The 19,571-nt window shown below is 45.1% G+C and carries 14 protein-coding genes; 7 read left to right on the top strand and 7 right to left on the bottom strand.

The window, feature by feature from the left end; all coding sequences use genetic code 11:
* The first annotated feature begins 25 nt into the window (after positions 1 to 25).
* A complete protein-coding gene (locus LEPTO7376_RS13580) occupies positions 26 to 979 on the top strand; it encodes a homocysteine S-methyltransferase family protein (RefSeq protein ID WP_015134742.1) in 954 nt (317 codons plus the stop codon).
* Positions 980 to 1,104: 125 nt separating this feature from the next.
* On the top strand, positions 1,105 to 2,151 hold the full coding sequence (locus LEPTO7376_RS13575; RefSeq protein WP_015134741.1) for a tetratricopeptide repeat protein: 1,047 nt from the start codon (positions 1,105 to 1,107) through the stop codon (positions 2,149 to 2,151).
* Positions 2,152 to 2,183: 32 nt separating this feature from the next.
* On the opposite strand, the gene LEPTO7376_RS13570 is transcribed toward LEPTO7376_RS13575, so the two are convergent.
* On the bottom strand, positions 2,184 to 2,624 hold the full coding sequence (locus LEPTO7376_RS13570) for a phosphate-starvation-inducible PsiE family protein (RefSeq protein WP_264308898.1): 441 nt from the start codon (positions 2,622 to 2,624) through the stop codon (positions 2,184 to 2,186).
* Between the two features lie 304 nt (positions 2,625 to 2,928).
* On the opposite strand from LEPTO7376_RS13570, the gene LEPTO7376_RS13565 reads away from it, so the two are divergent.
* The 4 genes from LEPTO7376_RS13565 (at position 2,929) to LEPTO7376_RS13550 (ending at position 6,434) form a co-directional block, all read left to right on the top strand.
* Complete coding sequence (locus LEPTO7376_RS13565; RefSeq protein WP_015134739.1) at positions 2,929 to 3,783, top strand: hypothetical protein; 855 nt, start codon at positions 2,929 to 2,931, stop codon at positions 3,781 to 3,783.
* Between the two features lie 130 nt (positions 3,784 to 3,913).
* Positions 3,914 to 4,204: a hypothetical protein gene (locus LEPTO7376_RS13560; RefSeq protein WP_015134738.1), complete on the top strand. Its 291-nt coding sequence runs from the start codon at positions 3,914 to 3,916 to the stop codon at positions 4,202 to 4,204.
* Positions 4,205 to 4,337: 133 nt separating this feature from the next.
* Positions 4,338 to 4,949: an outer membrane beta-barrel protein gene (locus LEPTO7376_RS13555; protein ID WP_015134737.1), complete on the top strand. Its 612-nt coding sequence runs from the start codon at positions 4,338 to 4,340 to the stop codon at positions 4,947 to 4,949.
* 156 nt (positions 4,950 to 5,105) lie between these two features.
* Entirely contained in the window at positions 5,106 to 6,434 is a 1,329-nt protein-coding gene (locus LEPTO7376_RS13550) for a (Fe-S)-binding protein (RefSeq protein ID WP_041763611.1), read from the top strand.
* A 141-nt stretch (positions 6,435 to 6,575) separates the two neighbouring features.
* Here the strand turns inward: LEPTO7376_RS13550 and LEPTO7376_RS13545 are convergent, their stop codons facing one another.
* The gene (locus tag LEPTO7376_RS13545) at positions 6,576 to 6,815 is read right to left on the bottom strand and encodes an NfeD family protein (RefSeq protein WP_216700243.1); all 240 of its coding nucleotides are present in this window, start codon (positions 6,813 to 6,815) and stop codon (positions 6,576 to 6,578) included.
* Positions 6,816 to 7,062: 247 nt separating this feature from the next.
* Positions 7,063 to 8,643 carry a TldD/PmbA family protein gene (locus tag LEPTO7376_RS13540; RefSeq protein WP_264308897.1) on the bottom strand — a complete coding sequence of 527 codons (1,581 nt, stop codon included), beginning with the start codon at positions 8,641 to 8,643 and terminating at the stop codon, positions 7,063 to 7,065.
* Positions 8,644 to 8,783: 140 nt separating this feature from the next.
* Here LEPTO7376_RS13540 and LEPTO7376_RS13535 point away from each other — a divergent pair, with 140 nt between their 5' ends.
* Positions 8,784 to 9,950 (top strand): response regulator, encoded by a 1,167-nt coding sequence (locus LEPTO7376_RS13535; protein WP_015134733.1) that lies wholly within the window; start codon positions 8,784 to 8,786, stop codon positions 9,948 to 9,950.
* A 14-nt stretch (positions 9,951 to 9,964) separates the two neighbouring features.
* Here the strand turns inward: LEPTO7376_RS13535 and LEPTO7376_RS13530 are convergent, their stop codons facing one another.
* From LEPTO7376_RS13530 to hutH, 4 genes are all read right to left on the bottom strand, one after another.
* Positions 9,965 to 16,162, bottom strand: a complete 6,198-nt coding sequence (locus LEPTO7376_RS13530) for an AAA family ATPase (RefSeq protein WP_015134732.1) — start codon at positions 16,160 to 16,162, stop codon at positions 9,965 to 9,967.
* Positions 16,163 to 16,543: 381 nt separating this feature from the next.
* Complete coding sequence (locus LEPTO7376_RS13525) at positions 16,544 to 17,074, bottom strand: dihydrofolate reductase family protein (RefSeq protein WP_160148458.1); 531 nt, start codon at positions 17,072 to 17,074, stop codon at positions 16,544 to 16,546.
* A gap of 163 nt (positions 17,075 to 17,237) precedes the next feature.
* On the bottom strand, positions 17,238 to 17,417 hold the full coding sequence (locus LEPTO7376_RS13520) for a hypothetical protein (RefSeq protein WP_015134729.1): 180 nt from the start codon (positions 17,415 to 17,417) through the stop codon (positions 17,238 to 17,240).
* A gap of 395 nt (positions 17,418 to 17,812) precedes the next feature.
* Positions 17,813 to 19,570, bottom strand: a complete 1,758-nt coding sequence (gene hutH / locus LEPTO7376_RS13515; RefSeq protein WP_015134728.1) for a histidine ammonia-lyase — start codon at positions 19,568 to 19,570, stop codon at positions 17,813 to 17,815.
* Position 19,571 lies beyond the last annotated feature (1 nt).

Here is a 19,571-nt window from a genome sequence, read left to right as displayed (position 1 = left end):
ATCTTTCTCATTTTGGTTTGGACATATGAGTAAATATCGTGCGTCGTTGCCTCAGCTCAATGGTGGTTTTTTCTTAACTGACGGTGGTGCAGAAACAACTTTTTTGTTTGATAAAGGGTTTGAGTTGCCTCATTTTGCCTTGTTCGATTTGATGCGTAATCCTCTGGGTCGGGCTGCTATTGAAGAATATTTTCGGAATTATGCGGCGATCGCCCAGAAATTTAATGCAGGTTTTATTCTCGAAGCCCCCACATGGCGTGCGAATAAGGATTGGGGCGATCGCCTCGATTACACACCAGAAACATTAAAAGCTGCCAACCTTGAACTAATTACGCTCATGGAAAAAATTCGTGGGGATTTGGAAGCTGAACAACCTTTTGTGATCAGTGGTTGTCTTGGGCCAAGGGGTGATGGCTATGCTATTGATGATGCGATGACGGCAGCACAAGCGAAGGATTATCACCAAGAACAAATCAATACCTTTGCAGAGTCAAACGCCGATTTCGTTAGTGCCTTTACGATGAATTATGTTGATGAGGTCATTGGAGTTGTCTTAGCTGCCCAACAGGCAACAATCCCAGTGGTTATCTTCTTTACAGTCGAGACAGATGGCAAGTTACCCAGCGGTGAAACCCTGGAAAATGCAATTAAAGCTGTTGATGACGCGACCAAAAGTTACACGGCTTATTACGGAATTAATTGCGCCCATCCCATTCATTTTCGAGATGTTTTTCAGAGTAATTCTGATGCTGCGTGGATTCAACGCATTCGAGGCTTACGGGCTAACGCTTCAAAAATGAGCCATGAAGAACTGGATTCAGCGCCAGAATTAGATATTGGTAACCCTATGGAATTGGGCGCTGACCATACCGAAATTCTTAAACAGCTACCCCATATCAATATTTTGGGAGGCTGTTGTGGCACTGATGAACGTCATATTGAACAAATTGCCGTGGCTTGTCGTCCCTATTTTAATTAGTGGCGATCGCCTTCCCTATGGAAGTAAAAAGATACGATGCAAGGCAAAATGGGTAAGCTATGATCGTCTTTCGTCGCTATGATAAAGGCGATTTCGCCTGTCTATAAATTTTGCAAAAAGTCACCATGTTGCTCCAGCTCCGCCTTCGTTCTACATTGCCTTTCTTATTAACCCTTTGCCTTCTCATTAGCTTAGGCAGTGTGGGGATTTTGGGAACGACACCAGCCTTTGCTCAGGGGCGTAATAAACAAAACTCTGAAGCGACAACAACCCGACGGGAAGATGGTGACTTTCAGCTCCGACTTGGACAGCAAGCAGAAAAGCAAGGTCAACTCGATAAAGCTGTATTTCATTGGTTGAAGGCTGCCAATATCTATCAACGGTTTGGCGATGAAGAAAGTTTAGGGCTCACGTATGATTACCTCGGTGAATCCTATGTAGCTCTCGGTGAACCCCTTGAAGCAGAAAATGCCTTTCGTCGTCGGTTAGCCGTTGCCCGTGATCGCGACGATCTTCAGGCACAGATGTTTGCGCTAAATAATCTCGGAACGCTTTTCCTGCAAGAAGGTAATCTTCTCATGGCAGAGGAAGTGTTTACCGATGCTTTGGCGATCGCCCGCTCTGTAGAAAATGCATTAACCGCAGGCTTAAGTCTTAGCAACCTCGGATTAGCTGCGACTTTACGAGGAGAATATGGCGAGGCGATTAAACGGTATCAAACAGCTCTTCTGTTCCACCGTGAAGCAAAAAATCCCGCAGCTGAAACCCTGACGCTCACAAATTTAGGTGATGCCTTCCTATACGCAGGACAAGGCGAAAGCGCAATTATTGCTTATACAGACGCTCTCCTTGCCGCAGAAGATATTAGGGATTTTGAAAATAAATTTCGTGCCCTAGAAGGTCGTTATTTAACTCGTAAAACTATGAATCAAACGGACTTAGCCTTTAAAGAGCTAAACCGTTGGGCTAAATTTGCGCGAGAACAAAATAACCTGAATGAAGAATTTAAGACTGTTGAAAATGCAGCTTTTCTCTATGCAGAGCTTGGAGATCTTGAACAAGCTGAAATCTTTTTAATTAGGGCTGCTGAAATGGCAGAGCAGCTTGGTGCGTTAGATCGTCTGGCGTTTTATCAACAGAAATTATCAGAAGTAAAGTTTGGTCAGCGCTAAAATCTTGAACCTTTGTTCGTTTCACTGGCGATTTAGTCTGAATCAGGGTTTTGGTGATCCACTGTTTGTGTTTCTAGGGAGAGTTTCACCTTTTGATCGCTATTCTTATGACTTTGCTTCATAAAGTAGTAGCCGACGGTCAGGGAGAAAATGATTGCTGCAATGCCGAACATTTTCTCACTATCGATCGTTTTAATATCGAGAATAATCACTTTGCGGGCGATCGCAATAATGGCGACAGAGAGAACAACCTCAAAATGGGGCTCACCTTTAACCAAATAGGTTTTCATGATCGTCTCTAGCAGCTCAATGCCGATGATCACCAGCATAAATAGACCAAACACATCCAGCAGCTGATCAGTGCCAAGGATGAGGAATGGTGGCGCAATAATATCCTGAAAAATCACCCAGCCTAGATCAAGAGTGCCAAGGCCGATGGCGATCGCCAACATTGTCATAAGCAAGTGGGTCATCAGTTTTTCGTATTGCTTAAAAAGCTTTATCATTGAGCATCCGGCAAAGTTAAGTAGCTAGACCATACTGTAATACGAATATTGAGAGACTTGAAAGCCCAAGACATCACCCTTAACCCCAAGCTTTTACGGGAAGTACAGATGTCTGAAAAAAATCGGGGTATGATGAACTTAAGTCAAAAATAAACTTTATATTTTTGTATTTAATAAAGCATCTACAGGCAAGAAGCGTATTTCCTGCTGTATTTTTTCTATTATTGTTTAAGCAGTCCACATAGCATCGTGAACGTCGAGGTTTCCCGTCATGCGTAAACTCCATCTTCTTATACCCGCCCTGGCCCTAACTGTGGTTTTGGGAAGTTGTTCTTCCGGTGGGGATGAAGAGACCCCTGCAGAAGAAACCTCGGGACAACCAGCAACTGAGCAGCCAGCACCTACAGCCACCGCACCCGCAACGCCGCCCGCAGCAGCGCCAACTCCTGAAGCAGAAGCACAACCAGAGGAAGGCGAACCTTCAGATCTTTTAAGTGGCTCTGGTGCGAGATTAAGCCCTGTGTTTATTCCCTCCACTGACCCTGATGCCCGTCGAAATGCGACTGCTGAAGGTCGGAATGACCCCTTTGCCGACTTTACCTTTAAGCCCACCTCTGTGACTTTTGTGCCGGAGCCACCTCCTGAGCCTGTTGCTGCACCTCCTCAGAACGTGCCTCGCGTCACACCTGTTGCTAGTACGCCGTCTGCACCTTCTACTCCGACACCAGTTGCTAATAACGGCGGTAATAATAATGCTACGTTAGTTACGCTTGATTCTGGGAGTAATGCGGGGTCTGTTTCTTCGGCACTAGATTTTTCGCCGATATTACCTGATCTACCCACTGCTAGCCTTGCAGAGGAAACGGAGGTTACTGGTGTCGTGACGCTCAATGGTGTTGATAACATCATGGTGAAAGCGCCAAATGAAGAATACAGCCGCTATGTGCAGGTTGGCGATCTGATTGCGGATGGTCAAGTCAAAGTGAAGCGGGTTGATTTCCGTCGTAACTCTCCTGTCGTTGTGCTTGAGCAATTGGGCATTGAGGTTTACAAGGAAATTGATGATGTGCTTCTTGCCGATCGTGATAGTTCCCCTTCTCCTGACACCGAAGCTTCTGAAGGCTAAAAGTTAAAAGTAGTTTTCTTTGAAAAGCTGCAATAACTGAATTTGATTCGTTTGAAGTCGTCCTAGTTTGCTGGGGCGGCTTCTGCTTTAGGGGTAAAATTGGGTGTTGTTGTGCTGTGTTTTGGTTTTTATGGTGACTCAAAAGATTCTCGCTGGGGCGATCGCAGAAAAACTTGTACTTGAGAAACTGCCCTTGGCTATTTATCGGGAAGTGGCAGCCCATCTTCGGCAAGTATCTGGTGTGATGGTCGAGCTAGAAACCCAGCGATCGCAGGAGTTTGACTATTTCCAAAGTCAGATTGGGGCAATGATTATTCACTATCCCGAAGATCTGTCGGACGAGAATCGCAAAAAAATTACAGCTATTTTGGATTTTTATGGCGATCGCTATGGCCAGTGGCAACGCGACGCCTTGAAATAAGGGGCAGTTCCCTCGTTTCGGCCGTATTTTCCACCCCACAACTCTACCGATACAATTGGCACAGAACTAGATCCGCCTGCGTCAACAACAGGAGAACGAATCTTTTTTGTGTTTTAGAGGAGTTATTCGTCAAATGAAAAGTATTACAAGCATTCTTCCCGTGGCGGTGATCGCCTTAGCAACAATCAGTGTGATGCCCGCCCAGGCACAGCAAGTTTCCGAATTTTCCGTTCCCACAGACACTCAAACTCAAGTAACCGCTTCTGCTCTGACTAGCGAACCCATCACAATTGCCCAAGGTAGCGACCGTTACCCTGAAATTAGCGCTACTGGAAAATATAGCTATATTGGCGTTGGCGCAAATATTGGTCTCAGTGATGAAGACCAAGGTGTTGCAGATACTGGCTTTACTGTTATTAGTAAAGCTGCCCTCACCAAAAATATCTCTCTCCGTCCTAGCGTAATCATTGGTGACGACACGACGATTAACGTTCCTATTACCTATGATTTTCCCCTACGTGGCCGTGACCCCTTTGTCGAAAATCCGTTTACACCTTACATCGGTGGTGGCGTCGCGTTTGACACTGGTAGCAATGAAGATACAGATTTTCTCTTAACTACTGGTGTTGACTATCGTTTTGCGAAAAACTGGGTCGGTAATGTCAGCGTCAATGCTGGTTTCGCTGAAGACAATACTGATATTGGTGTTGTATTCGGTGTGGGCTATGCGTTTCCCCACAAATAATTAGAGAGCCATTCTTCCTCGGCAAATGCTAGCTGAGAGCTGATGAGGATGGTTGCATTTATTACGATTTAATTAAGCTTCGGCCTCTCAGGGATGGGAGGTTTTTTATTGGGGTCACAAACTTTTATAGTGACTAAATACCTATTACTGCGAGCTATGACCCTTTCTGAACCCCAAGCAACTGAAACTGGCTTTGATGTGATGCATCCTCCAGAGCAAAAGGAGATTGATAGTTGTGTGCATTGTGGGTTTTGTTTGGATACTTGCCCCAGTTATCGGGTGTTGGGGTCGGAGATGGATTCTCCTCGTGGTCGGATTTATCTCATGGATGCGATCGCCAAGGGGGATGCGGAGATTAATGCAGCCACGGTAAAGCATTTTGATAGTTGTTTGGGATGTCTAGCTTGTACGTCGGCCTGTCCATCGGGGGTAAGCTATGACGAACTGTTGGCCTCGATGCGATCACAGATTGAACGAAATTATCAACGATCTTGGGGCGATCGCCTCTTTAGATGGCTAATTTTTAATTTATTTCCCTATCCGGCGAGATTGCAGTTATTGTTGCCGCTGCTGTGGTTTTACCAAAATTCTGGGTTGCAGTGGCTTGTTCGAAAGTTGGGTTTCCTCAAAATTTCAGCAAGATTAGAGGCGATGGAAATGATTTTGCCTAAGGTGAATCTCGCCAAAGCAAAACAAAATTTACCTGCCGTTATTTCTGCTCAGGGAGCGCAGCGATACCGAGTGGGGATGATTTTAGGATGTGTGCAACGGTTATTTTTCTCGCCAGTGAATGAGGCAACAGCACGAGTTTTGACTGCTAATGGTTGCGAGGTGGTGATTCCAACGAGTCAAGGCTGTTGTGGCGCATTGCCAGCTCACCAAGGCCAAGATGAGCAAGCTCAAGCGATCGCCCGTCAGATGATCGATAGCTTTGCTGATCAAAATGTTGATTACATTATTATCAACGCCGCAGGCTGTGGCCATACACTCAAAGAATATGGCCGAATTCTTAGAGACGATCCTGCATACGCCGAAAAAGCTAAAGAATTTGCCTCAAAAGTACGAGATGTACAGGAATTTCTCGTTGAAGTTGGTTTAACTGCCGAGCTATCGCCAGTAACAACAGGCTCTTTTCCTGTTGCATATCAAGATGCTTGTCACTTGCTCCATGGCCAAAAAATTTCCGTGCAACCCCGAGATCTGCTCCGACAAATCCCGAATGTTCAGCTCTGTGAATCAGAGGAACACACATTATGTTGTGGTAGCGCTGGCGTGTTTAATCTGTTGCAGCCTGAAATTGCGGATGAGTTGGGCGATCGCAAAGCAAGAAATCTTGCCAAAACAGGCGCACAGGCGATTGTTTCCCCAAATCCTGGATGTAGCCTACAGATTAAAAAACATCTCAAAAAACAAGGTAAAGATATTCAGCTATGGCATCCGATGGAGCTACTCGATTTCTCGATTCGTGGTGTCAAATTAGAATAGCGCTTTAATACTAAATGACTGTCTATATCAAAGCTGCCAAACTGCTGACTGACTTAGACATAGCTTCTGAAGCAGCGATTTGGCAACCTTTAATGTTGGATAGCGAGATCTTAGATTTTATTAGGAGCAATAGACGATGAATTATTCTTCATTGTCTTTATGCCCATGAATTGCTTTATCTTTCTCCACCACAAGACGGCACCCCCTCGTTCCCAACACCAAAACATAAGTCCCGACTTTTAGTTCAATCTGTAGAGGCTTAAATAATTCTGCTGGATAATATCTGCCATCAAACAAAATCAAACCGGGTTGATGTAGCGCAATTGACTCTGTTACGACACCATAGTTTGCGCCATGGAAGTACGTAATCTCATTAGACAAAAATCTGCTGAACATACTTGTGTCACCCTTAATTTGGCTTCAAATCCTGTTATAAGCTACGAAAATCAATTTTGAAGTTTTTGTTAAGTTTGTGAAATATACGTATGATTTTTATGAAATCTGTAAAGAATATATTATTTGGATGCCTTTGTCTGCGTGTTTATACTAGCCTTCTCAAAAAGAAGAGTCTAGAACTGCCGTAAATACACCGCTTTTTTGAAGCTTTACCATAATTGTGGGAAGTAGTCTAACGCCCAATTCTAATGTTTTGCACCTGGATTGGTGGGCAGGCATGAGTCATTTGGGCAATTTGCATGGGTTCACCTTTGCCGCAGAAAGAAGTGCCGCGTTGTTCTCTTTCTGCTTCTGTGCCGATCGCTGTGACGCTATTCCAAAAATCGGTGGTCATGCTCTGATAAGTAAGATTTTTGACCATGCCTGCCAATTGGCCGTCTTTAATTCGCCATACGGCATCTCCTCCGAATTGGAAATTGCGACGTTGTTGATCGATGGAAAAGGTATCGTCCCCATCGATGAGGTAGCCATCTTTGGTGTTGGCAATCATTTCGTCTAGAGTCGCGGTGCGATCGCCCCCTTCTTTTCCTGCTTCGAGGCCAAGATTTGGAATTCTCACCATTGGAACACTGGCCCAGTTGTCGGCATAGGCGCAACCATTACTGCTTTCTCTGCCGAGCCGATAGGCCGTTTCGCGGTCAGTGAGGTAGTCCACGAGAATGCCATCTTTAACGACGTACCAATCTTCTGCTTTAACGCCTTCGTCGTCATAGCCGAGGGTGCTGCGGCCACCCGTCTGGGTGCGGTCAGCTTTGAAATTAACGCAGGGAGCAGCGTACTGAAAATTATTGAGCTTTTCGGTTGTCGCAAAACTGGTACCTGCAAAATTCGCCTCATAGCCATAGACGCGATCTAGTTCGGTGGGATGACCGACAGATTCGTGGATCGGTAACCACAAATGGCTAGGTTTAAGGACGAGGGTCGCTTTGCCATTGGGGACTTCTGGGGCATGAACTTTTTCAATGGCTTCTGCCGCAATGCGCTCTAAATTGGCATAAAACAAATCTGGCTGGATATGCTCATAACCTTTATTGAGAGGCGATCGCTCAAACTTTCGGCCTTGGGCATCACCCTTCGCTACTGCGCTACAACCCATGCCGCCGCCACTGCGATAAATTCTCTGCTCAATTAGTGAGCCTTCCGTTGAGGCAAAGAGCTTATCTTCCTGAGTGAACCCTAGATAGGCATAGGCTTTTTTGATGATGTCATCTTGGGCGAGTAACTTACTGCTGACATCAAGCAGTAATTCGGTTTTGTCAGTGAGGGGAATGTCGAAAGGATTGAGTTCTATCGGCGTTTCATAACGGTCTTGGTAAGCTGGCACGGGCACAAGACGTACGGGTTCCCGTTGACTGAGGTGACTACCCTTCGCAATTTCTACTGCAAGTTGCGCAACCCGTTCAATTTCTTGTGGTGTTTTACGATGGCTCGCCGCAAAACCCCATGATCCTTGCCACAATACCCGAATCCCAAATCCTGAGCTTTCATTATCGCTGAGGCGTTTAAGGGATAGATCTTGTGCCCAGAGGTTTTGGCGACGATAGGTGCATAACCGAATTTCGCCATATTCACAGCCAAGCTCTTTGATGCGTTGGATAGCAAGCTGAGCCAATGTTTTGATCGGGGTTGTTTTCAAAGGAGCTTGAACCATTGGGAAACCTTTGTTGCAGCGGTAAGGGATGATTTGTTTTAGGGTAGCACTGTCAAATGTATTGGAGGCGATCGCCAAATTCAGAAAAATGCCCCTGTTCAACAAAAATAACGGTGAATATAGGTAGAATCAAAGGGTCTGAGATCAAGATAAACTGTGCTTGAGATCACAGAGATTCGCCGCCAAGTGCATATTGCAGAGTGTGTCGTCCAAATTTTTTGCTACCGTAACGTATCCTCTCTATGGCCACGAACCAATCCAGACCGTACATTTTGCTGGTAGACGACGAACCGAATAATCTGTTCTTTTTAGAAGAGCTATTAGCCGGGGAGGGATATCGAACCCATGCGGCTCAATCTGGGCTGGAAGCTTTAGCTGCGGTGGAATGTGAATCACCAGACATCATTTTGCTCGATGTGATGATGCCAGGGATGAATGGTTTTGATGTGTGTGGATATCTCCGCGAAAATGAGGCCTATAGTACGATTCCAGTAATTTTTTTAACGGCTTTGGATGATGACGAATCTCGTCTAAAAGGCATCGAGATGATGTCGGATGATTATTTGACGAAGCCGATTAATAGCAAAATGCTGTTGTCAAAGTTGCGCAATCTCCTCAAGCTTCAAGAGATGCGACAGCGCCAATTGCAACAAAATGCTCAACAGCAGCTGGATGCAGCGCGGAATATTAGTGAGAATTTAACGGAAAAGTTTCGGCTATTTGTACCTGAGCAATTTCTACAACGCATTGCGCCGGAGGGAGTCGACTCGATTAAAGTGGGCAATGCTCGCGAGGAAGAGCTGACCATTCTCTTTTGTGATATTCGAGAGTTTACGGCGATCGCCGAAGGCCAAGATCCGAAACAGACATTTGCATGGCTCAATGGATTTTTTGAGCATATGAATGAGGCCATTTCCCGACACAATGGCTTTATCGATAAGTTTCTGGGCGATGCAATTATGGCTGTGTTTGACCGAGACGGTCACCATGCAGAGGATGCTATTTTTGCTGCGTTGATGATGGCAGAAAATTTGCAACTTCTCAATGAAACTTATCAAGATTCTTTGCTGACTAAACCAATTCGCATGGGCATTGGCATTCATACAGGGTTAGCTGTGATTGGGACTGTGGGGGCGTCTTCTCGGATGGATTCGACTGTGATTGGTGATGTGGTGAATACAGCTTCTCGTCTCGAAGAGCTGACTAAAACGTATAACTGCGACATGATTGTCAGTGGCCAAACCCGCGAACATCTCACCTCGGAAATTTCCGTCCAATGGCATTTACTTGATCAGCTGAAACCTCGTGGCAAGAAACAGCTCATCGATCTATATGAGGTCACAGCCACTGCAAAAAAGCCTTTACCCCACCGCCTAATTGACGTCGGGCGATCGCCTGCCTCTCAATAATATTTTTCGGCAGATTAGAGAGGTAATCGAATACAGAATGTAGAACCTTGGCCGATTTCAGACTGTGCTTCTAGGCTGCCACCGTGGGTTTCGACAACAATTTGATGGGCGATCGCCATTCCTAGTCCAGTTCCTTTTCCCACTTCTTTTGTCGTAAAGCCCTGCTCAAAAATCCGTTCTATTGTTTGTGCTTCCATACCATTACCATTGTCTTTGATTTGAATTTGCACTTGCCCATTTACCACTGAGGTTTGAATCGTAATCTGATTCGGAGATTGTTCTATCTCCTGATAGCTTTTTCCTTGGTTTTCCTCATCAAAGACATCAATTGCATTCGCCAAAATATTCATAAACACTTGATTGAGCTGACCCGGAAAACAAGCGACTTCAGGGATATCACCGTACTCCGTGACCACTTCAATGGCTGGACGCTGCCCGTTTGCTTTGAGTCTGTGACGCAAGATCAGAACTGTACTATCTAGTCCTTCATGGAGATTAAAGCGTTGTTTTGTTTCCGTATCGGCGCGGGAGAAGACACGTAAACTTCGACTGATGGACTTGATGCGATCACCACCATCTTTCATCGCCCGAATTAATTTGGGTAGATCCTCCCGCACAAATTCCAAATCAATCTCTTCCAAGTGCTCCTCAATGAATTCCCCCGGATTCGGAAATTCTTGAGCATAAAGATCAATCAAACTGAGTAAATCTTCAATATAGTCTTGAGCTGCACCGACATTCCCAACAATGCAACCCACCGGATTGTTGATTTCATGAGCAATCCCTGCCACGAGATTTCCCAAAGCCGACATCTTCTCACTTTGCACTATTTGCAGTTGTGCCTGAGTAAGATCTTGCAAGGCAGCTTCAAGAGCCTGTGATTTTTCGATCAGTGCTTGTTGATTCTGTTTCTGCTGACTAATGTTTCGCATAATTGCCGAGAAATATTTCACTTCCCCTTGCTCAGATTTATGGGCAATGATCAGCAAAGAGACAGGGATTTCTTCTCCCGCGGCATTGAGTACCGCTAGTTCTTCTAACCAAGTTCCTCGTTCAATTGCGATGGGCAAACCTGTCTTGAAGATAATGTCATTAACCCACTGGGGATGAAGATCAGGGATTGTAAAGTTCTGGACAGTCTCTGGTGTTCGCTCCGGAAATAGCGTTCTGAATTCTTGATTCAGCCAGATTAATTGCCCTTGAGCATCTGCCAAGGCAATATAATCCGAAGAAGCTTCCAGAATTGAGTTGAGGCGACGTTGATCTTGCTCAAGGCGCTTGCGATCGCTAATATCTTGGAATGACCAAATACGCCCACAATATTCCCCTGAAGATAATCGGACAGGATTAGAAATTCGTTCTAATATTCGACCATCTTTTAGCGAGATTTCATCGTAACCAACGACCTCAGACTCTTGATACAGATAGTTGACTTTATCCAGAAACTCTTGAGGAGCCACCAGCTGAGACAATACGAACCTGAGGAGTTGATCCTCCTCTTTTGTTTGAGAAATTTCTGAGGGAATACGCCAAATATCGAGAAATCTTTGGTTAAAGGCACTAATCTGGCGGCTGGTGTCTGTCACTAAAATTCCATTAAAGGAAGACTCTCGCTGGGCTTCTAGAAAAGCATTATTTTGTTGGAGTCGAGCTTCAGCCTGTTTCTGTTGCTCGAACAGACGAGAATTTTCAAGGGAAATTGCCGCTTGAGTGCAAATAAAATCAAGGATTGAGAGGCGATCGCTTCCAAAAACGCCTCGAGCTGATTGATTACTGACGTACAAAACTCCCTTCAGCTGTTTGTGATAGAGAATGGGGGAACAAACAATACTCTGGGGTTGATGGACCTGCAAATAATCATCGACCAATGGTAAATCCGTCTCAAGTCCGTCAATAGTGATAACTTCCTTGGTATTTTTCACATATTGAATCAACTTGCACGGTAACTCAGGATGATCATCCATCGGCAGGTGATAGATCTGAATCTTTGCAGGGGTTCCTATCGCGCGAAGCTCCCATGTTTTATCCTGATTTTGCAAAATCAGAGCACAGCGATCGCCACCCGAATTCTGGAGAATAATTGTGATCAATGTGGTGAGGAGCTCCTCAAAATCCAACAGCTTCGATAAGGCTTGGGAAGTCTTCAGAATAGAGAGTAAATCAAGACTTTGATTCAATCCCATAGTTGACGAATAGCTGGCCGTTTTAGAGGCATGGATTGAGAGTTGCGGTCGGGTAATAGAACGTAGATTTTCGAGCAGATTCAGTGGCTGATGGCGTTGTTGCAGAATGGGCTGTAATAGGTTTGGATAACTTGCTTCGAGAGCATCAGTTTTCGCCTTAGCTCCCCACTGGGCATAGCAATAGTAAGCTTCTTGCATGTAGACAGCCGCTTCTTTTTCCCATCCCAAATCTAAATAGAACTTTGCGAAACGTTCGTTGGCTAATGCTTCTTCTTGGATATATTCGTTAGCCTTGGCCGCGGCGATCGCCCGGTGATAAGCATCCACTGCATCATGACGTTGCCCTAACACGCGATAGCGTTCAGCTTTGACTAGCGCCAGCTTATGTTGATGGTTTGTCGGGGCGTGGCGAGCAAAGGCTTGGAGTTTCTTATAACTTTTTTCGAAGGACTCTGAAAAGTCTATGGCTAAGGTATCCTGAGCTGTGGGATAAACTGCGACCTGGGCAAGAGCAGTGTAAAAGTGAAAGACAGGAGCTGAGGCAAAAGACGCAAAACTAGGCAAAAATTGTGCGGCTGTGGTGAGATGTTCAATCGCTTCGGTGGATCGCTCAAAGATGTAGCACGCCATTGCTTTATGGAGATGCACCATGCCTAGGCCAAAACCATCCTTATAGGTACGTTGTAACGGCAAATTCACCGTCTCATCGTAGGCTTCGCCCATCAATGAACAGGGTTTATCTGATTGACCCAACAAATTTAAGACCTGTTGACGGCAGGCTTCATTCCAAATCAGCATTGTTTGTTGCTGAATGCGCTGAATCCCTTGGCTATAGGTTTTCAGCACGGATTCTAATTGCGTCAACTCTTGTCCCGCAAAATAGGCATGATAGCCATACACCTCGGCACAAATTGCAGCCGATTCAAGATCCCCTACTTCTAGCGCCAGTTGATAACCCTCGGCTAAACTCTCTAAGGTGTCGTGGAGCGGGTCTTGCCAATGTCGTACTCCTGCATTGAAGCGTACAAGGGTTTTGGGTTTTAGAGCTTTACCTTCTGGATACTGTTCAACTAGCTGAAGACCGAGCTGACCGAAGCGATACCCCGTTGAGACATCTCCTACTGCGCCACAAAGAATCATGCCGTAGGTTGTATAGACGGGGGCGGACAACACCGAATTGCCTGTTGTGATGGACAGCTCTACTGCCTGAAACATACAGAAGGGCATGAGCTGCGGGGCCGCCAATACTAAGACCGCAGAAAGCCGCCATAAGATTCTTAAGATCGCCAGACTCTGAGGATCTTTCATTGAGGTCAGCCTCAACAAGTCTTCAATGTCTCGCTCCCCCACCTGTTGGGTGATCGCCGCAATCCCTTGGGGAAAGTCCTCTGGTTGCGGGGTTTGAGGAAAAGATAAACCTAATTTTTCTAAGGTGGAAATTCCGAGCTGAATCGCCTCAGGGAGTTGCTTTTGGGCTACTAGAGCTTGAATCTGCGCTTCGTAGAAAGGGATACGATCTAAAAGGTTAGGCGTGTGCTTAAGGGCAACCCCCGACCATTGATCTAAATACTCAAATTCCCCTACTAACCCTGCGGCGATCGCCCCTTCTTGATAAAGGGCTAAGGTGAGCGGATAGTCTGCCTCCCAACATTGGTCAGATAGAAGCGTTAAACCCTCGGCCAAATAATCAAAAGCAGCTTGATAAGCGGTTCCTGCCCTAGCGGCTTGCCCAGCCTGTAGATTTAAGCGCACCAATTGCCATCGTTCCGCTGCGGTTTTGAGTAAATCCTGAGCTTGATTGAGATGATTGGCAATATCAAAAATACGGGGGGACTCTTGGAGGTTAGAGTTGCTTTTGAGTAAGCGTTGGCCAATTTGACGGTGGACTTGCTGTTTTTGCGTTGCCGGGATGAGCTGATAAGCCGCCTGTTGAATTCGGTCGTGTAGGAATCGATAATCAACAGAAACATCATCTGTTTTCTCCTCATCTTGTGCCCATTCTTGGAAGAACTTATAGGCTTCACTTTGGGGCAAAATCACCCCTGCTCGCAAAGCATTCCAAAGATGACTGGCAATATCCTCAGAAGAGGTTCCACAAATAATGGCTAAGGTTTTTAAATCGAACTGATTACCGATACAAGCTGCCGACTTCAAAATATCCTGTGTTTCTTGGGGAAGCCTCTGTAGGCGATCGCCCATAAACTCTACGACATTATCTGTAAGAGTGGCCTCTCGAACTCGTGCTAAATCACATGCCCAATAACCGAGATCGATATCGAAGGCAATTAATCCATCTTGATATAGCCCTTTCAAAAATTGAGTGGTAAAAAAGGGATTACCCTGGGTCTTTTGATAGACCAACTCTGTGAGTGGTTGCGCTAGCGACGAAGCGCAATTCAATGTTTCGGCGACTAAGCAATTAGCGTCTGAAATCGGCAGCGGCGTTAACGTAATCGTCGAAATGGAATTCTGTTCCTTTTCCAGTTCCCTCAACATCAACATCAAGGGATGAGCAGGATACACTTCATTATTGCGATAAGCACCGAGCAGCAAAAGATATTTTCTGTCTCCTTCACCCATCAAGATCCGAATCAAGTTTAAGGATGCAGAGTCCGCCCACTGTAAATCATCAAGAAAGAGTGTCAAGGGATGATTGGCAGTTGTGAACAGCGCAATAAACTTTTGAAAGAGCAGGTTAAATCGATTCTGAGCGGCAGTACTAGATAACTCGGGTGCATCGGGTTGTGCCCCAATCACCTTTTCTAATTCGGGAATAGCATCAACGAGAATTTGCCCGTTATCACCTAACGTTGCGAGAATTTTCCTTTGCCATGCTTGCAATTCTGCATCAGACTCTCCCAGCAACTGTCCGATTAACTGTCGGAAGGCTTGAACAAATGCAGAGAAGGGAATATTGCGGTTAAATTGATCAAATTTTCCTTTGATGAAATACCCTCGCTTTTTCGCGATAGGCTTTTGAACTTCGTTAATGACAGCAGTTTTTCCGATACCGGAAAGACCCGACACCAAGACCATTTCGCTGCTGCCCTTAGCAACGCGATCAAAGGCATCTAGTAGGGTTTGGACTTCGCTGTCGCGTCCGTACAGTTTTTCGGGGATGAGGAAGCGATCGCCCAGATCCCGTTGCCCCAACTCAAATTCATTGATCTCTTGAGAGTCCTGCCACTGACTCAAACACACCTCAAGATCATGCTTGAGTCCCAAAGCACTTTGGTAGCGGTCTTCCGCATTTTTCTGCATCAATTTTTCGACCATCCGAGCTACCGTTGACGGCACTTGAGGCTTGACCTGATCCACCGCTGTCGGTAATAGCGCAATGTGAGAATGGATCAGTTCCATCGGATCATCACTAGTAAACGGTAATGTTCCGGTCAATAGCTGATAGAGCGTAACCCCCAAAGCATAAAAGTCAGCACGGTAATCGATCGCCCGATTCATCCGCCCGGTTTGTTCTGGAGCTAGATAGGCAAGTGTCCCTTCTAAACCCTTGGGACTTTGAATTGACTGGGTCTCCTTGGGCAGAAGCGAGGCAATACTGAAATCAATAAGTTTGACTTGTTTTGACTCAGGATGAATGAGGATGTTGGCTGGCTTAATATCTTTGTGGATGACATTCTCTTGATGAAGCGCGTGCAGAATGTCCGCTAGTTGAATCGCAATCTCCAGAACCTCGGCCAGAACCAAGGAATACTGCTTTTCATAGAGATGAAGGGACAAAGATCCCAGATCCTCCATGATTAATGCGTAGCCATTGCCCCAAGAGACAAGGTCTAGGGGTTGAACAATACCGGAAATATTCAGATTTTTTGTAATCGTGTACTGATTTCTAAACTGAACCAGCTCGTTAAAAGTGGGGTAGGGGTTGGAGAGAACTTTAATGATGACTGGCTTTTTCGTCTCTATCTCCGTTGCCCGATAGACTATCGTGCGATCGCCCTGATAAAGCATTTCACCGAGAGTGTAACCCGGCAGGCTTAGGCTTGTCGCAGGATTAGTTGAGCTAGTCATTCGCGAGGAGAAAAAAGAGTCCAGTCTGCTATCAAAATCATCCAGATTATGTTCAGTTTTGGTGTGCTTTGTACGCCAAAACGTGAATTTATATAAGCCTAAGGTTTACTAAGTTCAGAAGGCAATATGCATCAATATAACTTACGTTCTGAGCTGGCCTACAATTACAGTCATTTCTTCGGGGATAGCATCCGAACTTCTGGACATATTGGCTTTTAAATATCCACAATTGCTACCCCTACGACATTAAATTGAGGGAATTTACTTAGAAAATATGAGCATTTGTTTTTTGTCTCGATTTGTTTAGTGTCATATAGAATGCATTCTTTTTTTGAGACTTTGGCGATCGCCTGTTTTGTGGCGAGCATTTAAACAATTTGACTAAGACTCAAGTTTTTTTATTCGGTATTCGATCTGAGTGAATCCCGATATTGAGGTGGAATTTTCTTGCCAGAGATAAAGATGCGAGGGTAAAGAATCAACTAGCTTAATTCCGTCTCCAAGGATGATGGGCATTACCGAAATGCTGAGATGTGTCAGTAATTCTGCCTTGAGTAGAGTGCTCACCAAATTTCCGCCTCCGACGACCCAGGTTTTTTTCATGCCCAGATTTTTTGCTTTTTGGATTGCCGTAATTGGTTCACGCTCGTTTTGGAGATTACACCCATCCATCTGTGGTACTTCTCGACGAGTACAAACCCAAGTTGGTTTGTTGCCGTAGGGCCATGAACCGTAGTTGTAAACAAAGTCATAGGTCTTGCGACCCATCAGGAGCGCATCGACAGTGCTAAAAAATGAGTCATAGTCGCTAGCTTCCTGATTGATGTGGAGTTTTTCGAGCCAAGCAACGCTTTCATTAACGTCTGCGATGCACCCATCTAAGCTAGTGGCGACGTAATATACGACTTTCATGAATACATTTTTAATTAGTTGTCTCTCAACTATAAAAAAAGAGGTTGTTTGCTCAACTCCCATGCCGTATTTATTTTGTAAAGGTTAGTCGTTCACCCTTGCTCTCAACTTGCATGGTTGTGCTGAGACCAAATTTACTTTTGAAAATCCTTTTGGCGATCGCCTACTGGGCAGAGAGAAGAAGAACTTCACCGGACTGAATCTTATGGACAAGTCTTTGTAGCTCATACTTTTCTGGATAAGTGAGGCGACGGGCTTTGATTGTCCGATTTAAAAAGTCTTCCATTTGAGGAGTGACCATTTTTTCGGCGTAGATGGCGGCGATCGCAGAGTTGATAGACATGGCAGAAGTAAGATGCATTTCCTTTGGTATGTCTTGAGTTTAGGTGTCATACCTACGTAATCCAGGGAAGGGTGGTACAGTCTCCAAAGTGTCACAAACGATATTTGTTTCATTTAATGCTTTTTGGTCGAATATCAATTTGTGCTTAGTTATGTTTGCGGCAATCGCCTGTTTCTCCATCAATGCAATATGAAAAAGGGAACCCAAACTTTTGATTCCCCCTTCCGTGATATTTGTGCAAGTTCTATTTCAGGAATGTCAGTCGTTCATCTTTGACGTCGACTTTGATCGTTTCGCCTGAAACAAATTCGCCTTTCAGAATACCTTTGGCGATCGCCATTTTTATTTATGGTGACGTTGTGGAGAGTTGCCATTACCCGCATCATTCACAAACTCTAAAATTGACCAGTTGGATAATCTTTTAAGAAAAGGTATGAAGCCTCAATATCAGGCGATAAAAAACGATCATGCTCTAAAAACGAAACAACTTGCCGATACTCATCAAAAAACTGTTGGGTGGTATCTGACAAAACCAAATTGGGGTTCTTTTCTCTTCTCAAATTAATAGCCTGAGCAGTATGCATCATCTCAATGCTCAAGATGTAGTAGAGATTATCAATCGACTCACGCACACGGCGCACAACTCGAGGGGCATTGGTGCTCAAATCTTCAATATTACCTGCAATAGAAATCAAATCTATCGACACTGGTTGTGCTAATTCTTGGTTCTCTGCTGCTAATGAAGCAAAGACTTTTTGAATTGCTCCGTAAGCATGAAATGTATTCTCTGTGCCGAGAAAACGACTGAGATGAGTGAAGTGTGGATCCGCAAGTTTAATTGTTCTCTGGGCAGATGCATTCGACAGATGACTCAAGGCGATCGCCGCCTCTTGGAAAGTGATGGCCCAAGGAAGCGGAGAAAAATTCGCGGTGGGAATGAGTGCACCTTGCAGATCACCCTCGTTGACATAGAGCGTTGCTTCTTCGAGTTGGTCTGATGGAGGCACAACATCTAAAACAATGGCTGGATTATCATCAGAAGAATTAAGCTGAATCTTTAACTGGCTTTCCAACTCAGCTAAAGTATTCTCGACAGCTCCTAAAGTGTAAGCTCCAGTACGATAACTCAATGGATCCTGTAAGGCTCTTTCTTCAGAGGGCAGCCATAAATAACTCCCGTCTAGAATTGTTCGTATATCTTTGGCAGCCGCATTGACATGGGGAAACGGTCTAATAATGTGGGCATCTTGCAAAAATGGTTCGATATTACCGTTTAAGGCTTCCAAACTTAACGAAAACAGTAATTTGTTGAGGGCCAGTAAATGTTTTAGCTCTTCAATGGCGATCGCCCCAAGTGCCGCAGAATAAGCATTTGAACTGAGAATCGACAGAGCATCTTTACCAAAGGGTACTAATGGCTCAATTCCAACCTGAATTAAAGCTTGACTCGCGGGCATTTTTTGACCTTGGAAATAAACATCACCTTCACCCATCATTGCCAGCCCGATATGAGTAATAAGTGTAATATCTGCCTCGCCAACAGAACCTCGAGATGGAACGACTGGCGTAATGTTGTTATTGAGAAAATCGCGGTATAGTTCAACGACTTTCGGCTGTACCCCTGTTGCTCCAAACAGCATGGCATTGAGTCGCGTCACCATAATTGCTCGCACAAGTTCCAGTTCCATTTCCGGGCCAACCCCTGCACTATGCGCGTAAATTAGATTGCGATTAAACACACGGGAGACTTCGATGACTTCTTCCGTCAAGCCACCACTGGCATTCACAAAAGCTTGGTCTTTATTTAAACCAACCCCTGCCGTCAATCCATAAATTTTATGCCCACTAGTCGCCGCTAATAGTAAGATTTCATGGGAACGACGCACTCTGTCTAAGGCTGCATCATTGAATGTGACCTGTGCTCCATTCGCAACTTTAACCACCTCGGCTGTTGTTAAGGTATTCCCTGTCAGAGAAACAGATGATATTGATTGACTTAACCATTTTTTCTGGATTGCAGGGTCGAGCTGATTGATGCTGGTATTCGGCGATTGCTCATTGGTTGCTTCACGGGCCTGGGCTTTAGGACTAGATACACCTAGAGACAGGGAAGCGAGGAAGGTAAGTAGCACAGCCGATATTTTATTGGGCATG

This window comes from [Leptolyngbya] sp. PCC 7376, from assembly GCF_000316605.1.
In the GTDB taxonomy this organism is placed as follows: Bacteria; Cyanobacteriota; Cyanobacteriia; order Cyanobacteriales; family MRBY01; genus MRBY01.
This window is presented reverse-complemented; position numbering and strand designations above follow the sequence as displayed.

What these genes read in the sequence shown, in the direction of transcription:
- LEPTO7376_RS13580 (WP_015134742.1), top strand. Translation starts at nt 26, where the DNA reads ATGAGTAAATATCGTGCGTCGTTGCCTCAGCTCAATGGTGGTTTTTTC.
- LEPTO7376_RS13575 (WP_015134741.1), top strand. Translation starts at nt 1,105, where the DNA reads ATGTTGCTCCAGCTCCGCCTTCGTTCTACATTGCCTTTCTTATTAACC.
- LEPTO7376_RS13570 (WP_264308898.1), bottom strand. Translation starts at nt 2,624, where the DNA reads ATGACCCACTTGCTTATGACAATGTTGGCGATCGCCATCGGCCTTGGC.
- LEPTO7376_RS13565 (WP_015134739.1), top strand. Translation starts at nt 2,929, where the DNA reads ATGCGTAAACTCCATCTTCTTATACCCGCCCTGGCCCTAACTGTGGTT.
- LEPTO7376_RS13560 (WP_015134738.1), top strand. Translation starts at nt 3,914, where the DNA reads ATGGTGACTCAAAAGATTCTCGCTGGGGCGATCGCAGAAAAACTTGTA.
- LEPTO7376_RS13555 (WP_015134737.1), top strand. Translation starts at nt 4,338, where the DNA reads ATGAAAAGTATTACAAGCATTCTTCCCGTGGCGGTGATCGCCTTAGCA.
- LEPTO7376_RS13550 (WP_041763611.1), top strand. Translation starts at nt 5,106, where the DNA reads ATGACCCTTTCTGAACCCCAAGCAACTGAAACTGGCTTTGATGTGATG.
- LEPTO7376_RS13535 (WP_015134733.1), top strand. Translation starts at nt 8,784, where the DNA reads ATGGCCACGAACCAATCCAGACCGTACATTTTGCTGGTAGACGACGAA.
- LEPTO7376_RS13530 (WP_015134732.1), bottom strand. Translation starts at nt 16,162, where the DNA reads ATGACTAGCTCAACTAATCCTGCGACAAGCCTAAGCCTGCCGGGTTAC.
- LEPTO7376_RS13525 (WP_160148458.1), bottom strand. Translation starts at nt 17,074, where the DNA reads ATGAAAGTCGTATATTACGTCGCCACTAGCTTAGATGGGTGCATCGCA.
- LEPTO7376_RS13520 (WP_015134729.1), bottom strand. Translation starts at nt 17,417, where the DNA reads ATGTCTATCAACTCTGCGATCGCCGCCATCTACGCCGAAAAAATGGTC.
- hutH (WP_015134728.1), bottom strand. Translation starts at nt 19,570, where the DNA reads ATGCCCAATAAAATATCGGCTGTGCTACTTACCTTCCTCGCTTCCCTG.